Here is a 12,257-nt window from a genome sequence, read left to right on the forward strand (position 1 = left end):
GTCACTTCCATACCTGTGAGGCGAAACCGCGCCAGTAGTCGTCCATGTCGCGATAGCTGGTCATGTCATACAGGCTGAACTTGCGATTGAGGCGGGCGCCACCATCACGCGTCAGCGGATTCCACGCCAGGCCGACATTGTCGCGGGTGGAGTGCATGAAGAAGGCATCCAGCGGCAGCACGATGTAGAGGCCCTTGTCGAAGCTACCCTCACCGAAGTCGTCACCGGCATCGGTGAAGGTGGCCCAGGCACCCATGCGTGCGCCATTGGCGAAGCCGCGCGAGACATCCAGCGTCACGCCGACATCTTCTGCCAGATAGCGGCCGATACTGGCCTTGGCCAGCACATCCTCGTAGCCGGTATCCCAGTAGACGCTGGCATGGCCGGTGGTGGTGGAGTAGTCGCGCAACCCGAACTGCTGGTCGAATTCGCGCTGCTTGACCCAGTTCACATCGACCCCGTAGGCCAGTGGAGAGCCCAGCGGACGATAGAGCACCTCGGCGCCGACACCGGCATACATCATCTCCAGGATGCCGCCATAGGCCATGCCGTACCAGTCACGCCCGAACTGGTGGGTGCGGGTGTACTGCAGGTTGTCGATACCAACGTCGGTCTCTTCGATATAGCGCCCGATATAGGAGCGAACCCTCGGCAGCTTGGAGTCCGAGATGTAATCGAACTTGTCGAAGTTGTCGAACAGGGTCAGCTGCGCCGAGCCGGAGAGCCAGCCGTGGCGATCGGTACGCCAGGCGGCTGAGCCGCGCAGATAGGCTTGATAGAGATAGCCATCCGGGCCGCCGATGTTCTGGTTGAGGCCGGGGGAGAAGCCGGCGCTCCAGCGATCATCGGGATTCTCGAGCAGCACCTTCTCACCCGGGTAGCGCGCGGCACCTTGTGCCTCGTCACTGTCGGGTTCGGTGGCGGCCAGCGCATAGACGCCATGGGTATAGCGCAGCTGCTGGCGGGCGTCGTGACCGGCGTTGACGATATCGGCACGCTGGTGGACATCTTCGCGGGTATCCAGGCCGCCGGAGCGCAGGCGGTAATGGAAGCTCTCGAAATAGTCATCCAGGCGGTTGTGCAATACGCGGTTGGCACGCCCTTCGGCCTGTGCGGTCGAACGGAAACGCGTACTCTCGCCGCTGACGATCAGCGCCGTACCTTCGCGGGACAGGCTATCGACACGAATGCCGGATTGCGCCTGGATCTCGCGGGACAGCTCAGGCCAGCTGACCTGGTTGCGTGAGGGGGCTTTTGCCTGCAAGGCCTCCGGCGGGCGATCCAGCTTGGCCTGGGAGAGCCCAGCGAGATCCACCCCGAAGTTGACGCCCAGCATCGCGGTATTGCCCCGCTCCCAACCGGCCTTGAGGGTCAGGTTGTCGGTCACGCTCAGGCGAGCGCCCAGATTGATCGGGCTGTCCTGCGCTTGATCGTTGTCCTGTGGCTCGCTTTGATAGTCGTTGCCATCCAGCTCCACCATCATCACCAGCGGGTCCCACGGGGTCTGCCATTCCACGCCGCCGAACACGCCCATGTCGCCCTTGAACAGGCTGTTGAGGGAGAACTCGCCACCCTGGTCACCGCCGGTCTCGCCGCGACCGGGACGGTCGTTGTAGCTGTCGCGTATCCAGCCGATCGGGTTGGAGAGATCCCCGCGAGAGCCCAGATACCCCCAGCCCAGTCCCAGCGTGAAGTCCAGGTCATACCAGCGCTTGCTGGCGACCAGATATTCACTGCCGAACAGGCTGGTACCGCCCATGTCGCGCAGGCCGACCGCGAGCTGCGGCAGATAGCGGCTCTCTTCCCACAGGCGGATCTTGGCATCGACCCCCTTGTCCAGATAATCGCGGTCACCGGCGATGGATTCGCCATACAGACGGTTGGTGACCTCGGTATAGCGGAAGCCCACTTCCAGCCAGTCAAGCGGCTGCAGGCTGACGTTATAGCGCTGATACGGCTCGACCTGGCTGTAGGAGAAGTGGATGCTGCCCGGCTTCTGCATGCGCGCCGTCGGTGTCTGCATCAGCCCGACGCCGCCGAAATCCGATTGACCATGCCCCAGGCCGCTCAGGCGGCTCTCGACGGGCTGCGGGCCATCCAGCACGCCGGCGTGGCTCACGGGGGCCAGCATCACGCCCGCGCTGAGCAGCGCCAGCCTGCGGATGATGCGTGGCAGCGGTGCCAGACGCGGCCTGGCCTGCATGGCGGGAGAAGAGGGGAAATGATGCATGCTGTCTGCTGCCATCCTTTGCTTGCCTGAGCGCGAAGCGTGCGGCGGGTTCATGGACGCCTCGCTCATGGGGTCTCACTCTGCAGGTACTCCGGCGCCTGGGGCTGGCCCGTGATGGCATCCAGGCTGCGGCACGCCTTGCCCGGCCATTGCAGGCTCAACCATTCGGGAAGACTGCGATTGACCCAGGCTGCCGAGGGCGAGAGGCGCGGCAGATGGATCACGACACGATCCCCCGGCGCCAGCGTGTAGGGTTGCTCGTTCCAGGCGCTGATGCCGCGCTCGATCACTCGGCCGCTGAGCGTGATGACACTGGCGCTCTCGGCGCTGGTCCGTGCGCCCGGCAGGCCGGCGATGGCCTCGCGCAGGGTCAGCTCTGGCCGCCAGTCAAGCTGACGAACGCCCACGGCGCTCCATAGCTGCAGGCGTGTCTCGGGCTGGCATTGCCCGATCCAGTCATGCGTGCTGAGCGGGATATCCAGGCGCGGGAAACGCCACAGCGCGATGGGATCGATACGCCCCACCTGACGGCCGCCGATCGGCGTGCGCTTGACGATCTGCATCCAATGCTTGAGCCCGGCGGCGGGCAGACGCTCATCGAACACCGCCTGTGAACTCAGTTGACGCAATTCGAAGAACAGCCGACGCCCCAGCTGGCGGGAGTGCTCACGCGCCTGCCGAGTTGCCACGAAGGTGTGCGGCCATTCAATGCCGTGCTTACCCCTCAGTTCGGCGAGGTGACGTGACAGTGCCTCGCTGATGGTCAGCGTGTCTCAAGTGACGCCAGTACCACCATGCCCGTGTTGCCGTCGTAGCGTAGACGCAGCGACGCGTAGGGCAGGGCGCGCGCGCGCTCGGCATCGAATTGATCGCTGCCGAACACGGCACTCGCCGTCTGCCCCAGCTGCCCCTGCTCAAGCGCGGAACAGCCGCCAAGCAGCAGTGCGCCGGACACGAGCAAAGGGGCCGCCAGGCGACCCCCCATGCTGATGGATATCGAGATCATGATGATCAGAAAGTACCTGTCGTGCCGGTGGTGCCTGTCGTCCCGGTAGAACCGGTGGTGCCGGTCGTGCCCGTGGTACCTGTCGTGCCAGTCACGGTCGCCAGTGGTCGCCAGTGGTCATCCGGTGGTACCGTGCCATCGTCGGTACCGGTGGTACCTGTCGTGCCGTCACCATCGCCCGGCTCGGTACCGCCATTCGATCCGGGTTACTGCCATCGTCGGGATCGGTGGTGCCGGTCGAGCCGTCGCCGCCATCACCCGGATCGGTAGTGCCAGTCGAGCCGTCGCCATCGCCCGGATCGGTGGTGCCGGTCGAGCCATCGCCGTCACCCGGATCGGTGGTGCCGCCGTGGAGCCGAGAGCCATCGCCATCACCCGGATCAGTCGTGCCGCTCGAGTCGAGCCGAGCCATCGCCATCACCTGGATCAGTGCCGCCAGTGGAGCCGAGAGCCATCGCGCAGTCACCCGGATCAGTACCGCCAGTCGAGAGCCGTCGCCATCACCCGGATCGGTAGTAGTGCCAGTCGAGCCGCCGCCGTCACCCGGATCAGTGCCGCCAGTGGAGCCGCCACCATCACCCGGATCAGTGCCGCCAGTGGAGCCGCCGCCATCACCCGGATCAGTACCGCCGTCGCCACCATCACCCGGATCAGTGCCGCCATCGCCACCATCACCTGGATCAGTACCGCCGTCGCCACCGCTGCTTACTTCATCTTGCAGGTTTCGGGGGTTTTACATGATCAAGGTCACCATGTTTGGCAAGGGCTGTGCGCTGAAGCCGCGCCCCCGCCTGGCAATGACCACCGCGCTGTTGATTGCCATGTTGTCTACCACCGGCTGTGCCTTTGCCCCTGGTGGCAACATGGATTATCAAGCGGAAACGGCTCCCCTGGATGATGCGCTCGAGGTCCGGCCCATCACCTTTGGCATGGTAGATGCCCTGAAGGACAGTCACGGGAAGGCCCAGCGTGACAACGAGAAGCTGGAACAGCAGCTGGCCGATTACGATTACCGTATCGGCCGAGGGGATGTGCTCAACATCATCGTCTATGACCACCCCGAACTGACCATCCCGGCCGGCTCCGAGCGCAGCGCCATCGAATCAGGCAACAGCGTTCACAGTGACGGCACCATCTTTTATCCCTATATCGGGCGCGTGAAAGCGGCGGGGCTCACCGTCAAGGAATTGCGGGCCGTCATCGAGCGTCGTCTGTCCGGCTATATCGCCTCCCCGCAGATCGATGTGCAGGTGGCGGCATTCAAGTCCCAGAAGGTCTACGTCACCGGGCAGGTGGAAACCCCGGGAATCCTGCCGATCACCAATGTGCCGTTGACCATCCTCGACGCTGTCAATCAGGCAGGCGGCCTGTCGCCGCTGGCCAACTGGCACGACGTGGTACTGACACGTGATGACAGTGATGAGCACTTCTCGCTGTATGACCTGCTGCAGAACGGCGCGCTGAGCAACAACCGTCTGCTGCGCGACGGCGATGTACTGCACGTGCCGGATGTGGGCAATCAGAAGGTCTACGTGATGGGCGAGGTGCAATTGCCGGGCAGCCTGGCGATGGGCAATTCGCGTATCTCGCTGACGGATGCCATCGCTCAGTCTGGCGGTATCGATGAAGGTCAGGCAGATGCCAAGGGCATCTTCGTCGTGCGGCGCGCGGACACCAGTACCGGCAAGCTGGCGACGGTCTACCAGCTGGATGCGCGTGATTCGGCGGCCTTCGTGATCGGTGCTGAATTCATGCTGCAGCCTTCTGATGTGGTCTATGTCACAGCCGCGCCGCTCAGTCGTTGGAATCGTGTCGTCAATCAGCTGATGCCGACCTTGACCGCTGTCTATCAGGTGACGCGTTCCGCCAGTGATTTCGATGATCTGCGCAGTGACGATTGATCCGCGCCAGCCTCCTGTCTTCTTCCTCTCTACCTACTACCACTGGTTCTCACGAGAGCCGCAGCACTCGAAGGGTGTTTCATGAATCAGACCCCGCAAAATACAGCCACTGGGGCGATGTCGTCGGCTGCCACTCGCGATAACGATGATGATGCGATTGATCTGGGGCGCCTGTTCGGCATTCTGCTCGATCACAAGCAATGGATCATCGCGATCACTGGCCTGTTTGCCGTCATCGGGGTGGTCTATGCGCTGTTGGCGACGCCCATCTACAAGGTGGATGCCCTGATCCAGATTGATGATGCCCCTTCGACCAATCCATTGGCTGACGTCAATTCGATTCTGGGCAAGGAGCCGCCGTCCCAGTCCGAGATCGAGATCATCCGCTCGCGGATGGTACTTGGCCGCGCAGTGGACCTGCTCAACCTGGATGTCACCGTCACGCCGAAGCGACTGCCGCTGCTGGGAGATTTCCTTGTGCGCCGCGGGGTGGAGCGCCCGGATTTCGCCCAGGGTTGGGCAAGTACCTGGGCAGGGGAGAGCATCAGCGTCAGTGAGATGCCTGTCGATGACGCCATGCTGGGTAGCACCATTACCCTGCGTGTCGTCGATGATGCGCATTACGAGCTGATCCAGGACGGTGAGTTGCTGGGCAAGGGGCGCATCAATCAGCTGGACAGCTTTGCCGATGGTCAGCTGAATCTGCGTGTCACTGCCTTGAATGCCGCCACAGGCGCGGAATTTGAGCTGACACACATCAGCCGCATGCAGGCGATTCAAAATCTTCGAAGTACCTTCTCAGTGGCGGAGCAGGGCAAGGAAACCGGCATTCTCACGTGGTCGATGACGGGTGAGCAGCCGCGTGAGCTGCAGCGCACGCTGAATACCATCGCGGATATCTATTATTCACAGAATGTTCAGCGTCAGAGTGAGGAGGCGCGCAACAGTCTCGAGTTTCTCGATAACCAGGTACCCAAGGTGCGTGCCCAGCTCGATGAGGCGGAATCGCGCCTGAATGCATTCAGGACGTCACGTGACAGTGTGGATCTCTCACTGGAGACCCAGTCCGTGCTGGAGCGCATCGTGAATCTGGAGGCCCAGGTCAATCAGCTGGAACTGACCGAAGCCGAGATCGCCAAGCGTTATACGCCTAGCCACCCCACCTACGCGGCACTGCTCGAGAAGAAGTCTCAGCTCAAGCGCGAGATGGACAAGCTGAATGCTCAGGTGAAGGACCTTCCGGAAACCCAGCAGGAAGTGTTGCGCCTGACACGTAGTGTGGAAGTGACTCAGGCCATCTACGTGCAGCTGCTGAATAAAGTGCAGGAAATGGAGATCGCCAAGGCCAGTACGGTAGGTAATGTGCGCATCCTGGACGATGCCGGTATCTTGCCGCAGCCCGTCAAGCCGAAGAAGGCCATGATCGTGGTCATCATGACACTGCTCGGCGGCATGCTGTCCGTCGGTGTCATTCTGCTGCGTGCGGCGTTTAGGCGTGGCGTGGAATCGCCGGACCAGCTGGAAGCGCTGGGCCTGCCGATGTATGCCACCATCCCGCTTTCGGATGAGCAGGGCAAGCTGAGCCGCAAGGTGAAGCGCGCGACAGACAAGCATTCGCGCAAGATTCCCAACGGCCTGCTGGCGGAACGCAATCCTGCGGATCTCGCGATCGAGGCCTTGCGTGGCTTACGCACTAGCCTGCACTTCGCCATGCTGGAATCCTCATCCAACACCCTGATGATCACCGGCCCCAGCCCGGGGATAGGCAAGAGTTTCATCGCCGCCAACCTGGCGGCTGTCTGCGCCCAGGCCGGTCAACGCGTGCTGGTAGTGGATGCCGACATGCGCAAGGGTCACATGCACTCCATCTTCGATGAGCGCTCCGAGTGTGGCTTGAGTGACTACCTGGCAGGCAAGAAGTCGCTGGAAGACGTCATTCGCCCTGTTTCCGCGCTTGAATCACTTTCCTACGTCGCGCGTGGCATTGCGCCGCCCAACCCCTCGGAACTGCTGATGAGCGCGCGTTTCCAGGACTTCCTGACTGCGGTCAGCGAGCGTTATGACCTGGTCATCATCGATTCTCCGCCCATCCTTGCCGTCACCGATGCCGCCGTCATCGGCAAGCATGTGGGCACGACTCTGCTGGTGACGCGCTTCGAGGTGAACGCGCCCAAGGAAGTGGAAGTCTCTCTCAAGCGCCTGGCAGCTTCTGGCATTGCCGTGAAAGGCGGAATCCTCAACGCCATGGAGCGCAAGGCCGCCGGCGCCTATGGCGAGAATTATGGCTATTACAACTACAGCTATAAATGATCCCGCTGTATTCCGTCATCAGTCATATTGAATTCGAAGGGAACCAGACATGAAAGAGGTGAGCTCTACCATGGAGCATCAACGGCGCTATTCACGGCACTACGAGCGCTTGCTTGCCAGCAAGCGCCTACAGACATTCTTTGGCGTGCTGCTAGTTGTCGTACTGCCTGCCATGTACCGCTGGGGATTCGATTTCTGGAATACTTCCACCTTGGCACAATGGAATGCGATTCTGGGCACCGCCGCCGCTTTCACCTTGTCGCTGACGCTGATCAACCGCCTCTGCCAACTGCCGGGGACACGCTCCTTCACGTATGTCATCCCGACAGTTGCGGCTTCCTATACATTGCTCATCATCATCTGCGGTGTGCTGGAAGTCGAGGTGTCACGTCTGCAAGTCGGGATTTCCTTCGTGCTGGCCATCGTCTTCGGTGGGGCCTTCTATTATGTTGACAGCAAGTTGACCACCAAGCGCATGGCAGTGGTGCCCTTCGGGAAAGCACCGGCCTTGTGTGATCACCACAGCAAATCAGTGTACTGGTATGCGATGAAGGAACCGACACTGGTCGGGTTCAAGCGAATTGACGCCGTGGTTGCGGACCTGCGGGCAGATCTCCCCGAGGAGTGGCAGCGTTTTCTCGCTGACTGTACGATTCACCGTATCCCGGTGTACCACGCCACCCAGGCCCATGAAATGATTACCGGGAAGGTACTGCTGGATCACCTCTATGCCAATGAATTTGGCTCCCTGTCGCCACGTGAAGATTACGAAGTCATCAAGCGCGGCATGGACATTCTCGCCGCGTTAATCCTGATTCCTTTGCTGGCCCCTGTCATGCTGTTGACGGCACTTGCCATTCGTCTGGATAGCCCAGGCAAGGCGCTGTTCTGCCAGCCGCGTATGGGCTTCCATTGCCGTCCGTTTACGGTCTACAAGTTCCGTAGTATGTATACCGACATGAAAGGCACTGGCTTTACCCAGGAAGGCAATGATCCACGTATCACGCGCGTGGGGCGATTCATTCGCAAGTGCCGTCTGGATGAGCTTCCTCAATTGTTCAATGTCTTGAAAGGCGATATGAGCATGATCGGACCGCGCCCAGAATCCATGAGCCTCACGGAGTGGTATGAGAAGGATGTGCCGTTCTTCCACTACCGCCATGTGGTACGTCCTGGCATTACCGGTTGGGCACAGGTAGAGCAAGGGTATGCAGCAGAAGTCGAAGGTATGATCGAGAAATTGGAGTATGATTTTTATTACATTAAAAACTTTTCATTTTGGCTAGATTTGTTGATTATTGTAAGAACTATCAAAACGGTTGTTTTTGGCTCTGGGGCTAGATGATAGATGCTGGGAAAATTATTATTTTTATAATGAAAATTGCCATCGCAGGCACCGGTTATGTCGGTCTCTCCAACGCCATGCTGCTGTCTCAGCATCATGAAGTCGTCGCGTTGGATATCGTGCCGGAGAAGGTGGAAGGCCTGAACCGTGGTATCTCACCTATCGTCGATAATGAGATTCATGAGTTTCTGGCGCGTGGAGATCTGAATTTCCGCGCTACCCTCGACAAGGAAGAGGCCTACCGCGATGCCGATTTCGTGATCATCGCGACGCCGACGGATTACGATGCCACCACCAACTACTTCAACACCAAGAGTGTGGAAGCGGTGATTCAGGATGTGCGTGACATCAATCCTGACGCGGTGATGGTCATCAAGTCCACCGTGCCGGTGGGCTATACGGCTGAGGCGCGTGAGCGTTTCCAGACTCAGAATCTGATGTTCTCGCCGGAATTCCTGCGTGAAGGCAAGGCGCTGTACGACAACCTGCATCCGTCTCGCATCATCGTCGGTGAGCGCTCCGAGCGTGCCGAGGTGTTCGCCGGGCTGCTCAAGGAAGGTGCCATCAAGCAGGGTGTCGATGTGCTCTTCACTGACAGCACCGAGGCTGAGGCCATCAAGCTGTTCGCCAATACCTACCTGGCAATGCGCGTCGCCTACTTCAATGAGCTGGATACCTACGCCGAATCACATGGCCTGGATGCCAGGCAGATCATCGAAGGGGTGGGGCTGGATCCGCGCATCGGCCAGCACTATCACAACCCGTCCTTCGGGTATGGGGGTTACTGCTTGCCGAAGGATACCAAGCAGTTGTTGGCCAATTATCAGGAAGTGCCCAACAACATGATCCAGGCCATCGTCGATGCCAACACCACGCGCAAGGACTTCATCGCGGAATCCGTGCTCAAGCGCAATCCGCAGGTAGTGGGGGTGTATCGCCTGGTGATGAAGTCCGGCTCTGACAACTTCCGCGCCAGTGCCATGCAGGGCGTGATGAAGCGTATCAAGGCCAAGGGTGTGGAAGTGGTGGTGTACGAGCCGGTACTGGAAGAGGACACCTTCTTCGGGTCACGCGTCATGCGGGATCTCGAGGCGTTCAAGCAGGAAGCTGACGTCATTCTGAGCAATCGCATGGCGGAAGAGCTCGCCGATGTGGTCGACAAGGTCTACACCCGGGATCTGTTCGGCAACGATTGATTCAGAGCGCTGGTTCTTGATCGAAAATACAACGCCGCATCCTCGTGATGCGGCGTTTTCGTGTCAGTGGAGAGGACATAGGTGAAGACTTTCATGCTGCTTGCCTGATGCCAAGGAGGAGGGCAGTTGTGTCAGGCTATCCCTCCCATGGAGTCCTCAATAGCCCTCTGCAGCATGCGCCTGAGTGGCTCGTGCCATCCTTCATAGAGTCATCACTGGGTCAGGAAGGCCAGGTATGCCGTCATACGATTCCCTCGCTCGTTCAGCTTCATCCCCCATTGACGCCGATGATTCCTCGGTGACGTCGCGTCCCGTGTCCTGCGGCGTTTTCCTGTTCGGTCTGCTCAGTCTGGTCCTGCCCTCTGGCTATAGCATCGGGCCGGCACTGCTGGTGTTGCTCAGTGGCTATGGGTTGCTGCGCGAGCCGCGCACGCTGCTGCGCGCGCCTGGCAAGGAGGACGTGACCGTCATCGGCGTGATGGCGGGCCTCGCAGCCTTGTTGCTGGTGAGCATCCTGCTGCAGGGGGATGCGTGGCAGACGGCAGGCGTGCCCATCCGCCTGTTGCTGGCTGTGCCGGTGCTGTTGCTCGTGTTGTCGTGTCCTCCGTCGCTGGGGGCGATGTGGGGTGGGTTGATCCTCGGCAGCGTGCTGACCGGCAGCTGGGCGATGTGGCAGAAGCTGGTGTGGGGCGTGCACCGCGCCGGCGGCTTTACCAACACCATCAATTTCGGCGATATCTGCATGTTGATGGGGCTGATGTGTCTCGCGGGACTTGGCTGGGCCATGAGTCAGGCAGGTGCCCGGCGGCGCTATTGGATACTGGCGCTGCTGGTTGGCGGGGCGTTCGGTATCATCGGCTCGTTGATGTCGGGGACACGCGGCGGTTGGATCGGCTTTCCCTTCGCGGCCTGGGTGCTGTATCGCAGTTATGGTGAGGTGATTTCACGCCGTGTGCTCAGACTGGGCGTCTTCATGTGTGCCGGGGTGATCGCCTTGATGGTGATGACTCCGGCGACCGGTATCCAGCAACGTGTCGAAGCCGGTGTCTCGGATGTCACGAAGTACGTGGAGGACCGCAATGCCGGCACCTCTGCGGGGGCGCGTCTCGAGATGTGGCGGGGGGCTCTGCTGATGATCGCCGAGCAGCCGTGGCTGGGCAGGGGCGAGACGGGGTATGCCGAGGCGCGTGATGCGATGATCGAGCGGGGAGAGCTGAGTCGCCACGTCCAACCTTATGAGCATCCCCACAACGAGTTTCTCGACGCCTGGGTCAAGCGCGGAGTATTGGGCTTGCTGGCGTTGCTGGCACTCTATCTGGTGCCGCTGCGACTCTTCTACCGTCGCCTGGACAGCGACGACCTGACATTGCGCTCACTGGCTGTCGCCGGCGTGCTGCTGCCGCTGACCTTCCTCGACTTCGGGATGACCTGGGTGATGTTCTCCCAGGCCAGTGGCGTGATGGTCTACGCCTTCTGGCTGGCGATCGTGTGGGGCACGCTGCGCGCCCACGAGCGACGCCTCGAGACACTGCAAATTTGAGCAATCGCTCACGACTATTCACGTGGGGTGAAGGAGGCTGCTTCACCGCTCAGGAGAACTGACATGCAAGACAAGCTCAAGATCGACATCGTCTCCGACGTGATGTGCCCGTGGTGCGTGATCGGCTACAAGCGCCTCGAGAGCGCCATTCAGTCACTCGGCCTGGAAGATAGCGTCGAGATCGAATGGCAGCCCTTCGAGCTGAATCCGGACATGCCGGCACACGGCGAGAATCTGCGCGCCCATATCGAGCGCAAGTACAACACCACGCCCAAGGCCAGTGCCGAAGCACGTCGCAATCTGACCGCTCTGGCAGCCGAGGAAGGCCTGGTCTTCAATTTCTTCGACGACATGCGCATGGTGAATACCCTCGAGCTCCACGTCCTGCTCGAGTACGCCGCCGAACAGGGCATGCAGCATGACCTGATGATGCAGTTCTACGCCGACTACTTCACCTTGCAGAAGGACATGTCGGACCGCGCCGTGATGGCGGACTCTCTGGCTGCGGTCGGGCTGGATGCCACCGAAGGGCTGGCACAGCTGGACGACCCGGAGGCCCTCCAGCAGGTAAGGGCTCGCGAAGCCCATTGGCAGCAGATGGGCATCTCCAGCGTGCCGACCTTCGTCTTCAATCGTCGCAGCGCCTTGAACGGCGCCCAGCCTAAAGAGGTGTTCGAGCAGGTGTTGAGCGAACTTTCGGGAGATCAGGCTTGAGCCCGTGACAAAAAC

At 60.7% G+C, this 12,257-nt stretch carries 11 protein-coding genes; 6 read left to right on the forward strand and 5 right to left on the reverse strand.

Annotation, left to right across the window (positions count from 1 at the left end; genetic code table 11):
- Window position 1: 1 nt before the first annotated feature.
- The 5 genes from CU110_RS06010 to CU110_RS06030 all read right to left on the reverse strand — a co-directional run bounded on the left by CU110_RS06010 (window position 2) and on the right by CU110_RS06030 (window position 3,935).
- Window positions 2–2,230: a YjbH domain-containing protein gene (locus tag CU110_RS06010; RefSeq protein ID WP_240499692.1), complete on the reverse strand. Its 2,229-nt coding sequence runs from the start codon at window positions 2,228–2,230 to the stop codon at window positions 2–4.
- A gap of 65 nt (window positions 2,231–2,295) precedes the next feature.
- Complete coding sequence (locus tag CU110_RS06015; RefSeq protein ID WP_346427167.1) at window positions 2,296–2,919, reverse strand: hypothetical protein; 624 nt, start codon at window positions 2,917–2,919, stop codon at window positions 2,296–2,298.
- Window positions 2,920–2,993: 74 nt separating this feature from the next.
- Window positions 2,994–3,236, reverse strand: a complete 243-nt coding sequence (locus CU110_RS06020) for a hypothetical protein (RefSeq protein WP_127734922.1) — start codon at window positions 3,234–3,236, stop codon at window positions 2,994–2,996.
- Between the two features lie 91 nt (window positions 3,237–3,327).
- Window positions 3,328–3,702, reverse strand: coding sequence for a hypothetical protein (locus CU110_RS06025; RefSeq protein WP_127734925.1), 375 nt, complete (start codon window positions 3,700–3,702; stop codon window positions 3,328–3,330).
- A 5-nt stretch (window positions 3,703–3,707) separates the two neighbouring features.
- On the reverse strand, window positions 3,708–3,935 hold the full coding sequence (locus CU110_RS06030) for a hypothetical protein (RefSeq protein ID WP_127734928.1): 228 nt from the start codon (window positions 3,933–3,935) through the stop codon (window positions 3,708–3,710).
- Between the two features lie 38 nt (window positions 3,936–3,973).
- Between CU110_RS06030 and CU110_RS06035 the strand changes: the two genes are divergently transcribed.
- From CU110_RS06035 to CU110_RS06060, 6 genes are all read left to right on the forward strand, one after another.
- Window positions 3,974–5,137, forward strand: coding sequence for a polysaccharide export protein (locus CU110_RS06035; protein WP_276204874.1), 1,164 nt, complete (start codon window positions 3,974–3,976; stop codon window positions 5,135–5,137).
- A 117-nt stretch (window positions 5,138–5,254) separates the two neighbouring features.
- Complete coding sequence (locus tag CU110_RS06040) at window positions 5,255–7,447, forward strand: polysaccharide biosynthesis tyrosine autokinase (protein WP_084208320.1); 2,193 nt, start codon at window positions 5,255–5,257, stop codon at window positions 7,445–7,447.
- Window positions 7,448–7,496: 49 nt separating this feature from the next.
- Complete coding sequence (locus tag CU110_RS06045) at window positions 7,497–8,792, forward strand: exopolysaccharide biosynthesis polyprenyl glycosylphosphotransferase (RefSeq protein ID WP_084208321.1); 1,296 nt, start codon at window positions 7,497–7,499, stop codon at window positions 8,790–8,792.
- Window positions 8,793–8,821: 29 nt separating this feature from the next.
- The gene (locus CU110_RS06050) at window positions 8,822–9,988 is read left to right on the forward strand and encodes a nucleotide sugar dehydrogenase (RefSeq protein ID WP_084208328.1); all 1,167 of its coding nucleotides are present in this window, start codon (window positions 8,822–8,824) and stop codon (window positions 9,986–9,988) included.
- 298 nt (window positions 9,989–10,286) lie between these two features.
- Window positions 10,287–11,528, forward strand: coding sequence for an O-antigen ligase family protein (locus CU110_RS06055; protein ID WP_205694072.1), 1,242 nt, complete (start codon window positions 10,287–10,289; stop codon window positions 11,526–11,528).
- Window positions 11,529–11,591: 63 nt separating this feature from the next.
- Window positions 11,592–12,242 carry a DsbA family oxidoreductase gene (locus tag CU110_RS06060; protein WP_084208330.1) on the forward strand — a complete coding sequence of 217 codons (651 nt, stop codon included), beginning with the start codon at window positions 11,592–11,594 and terminating at the stop codon, window positions 12,240–12,242.
- Window positions 12,243–12,257 lie beyond the last annotated feature (15 nt).

The sequence above is a fragment of the Cobetia sp. ICG0124 genome, from assembly GCF_004006355.1.
In the GTDB taxonomy this organism is placed as follows: Bacteria; Pseudomonadota; Gammaproteobacteria; order Pseudomonadales; family Halomonadaceae; genus Cobetia; species Cobetia marina.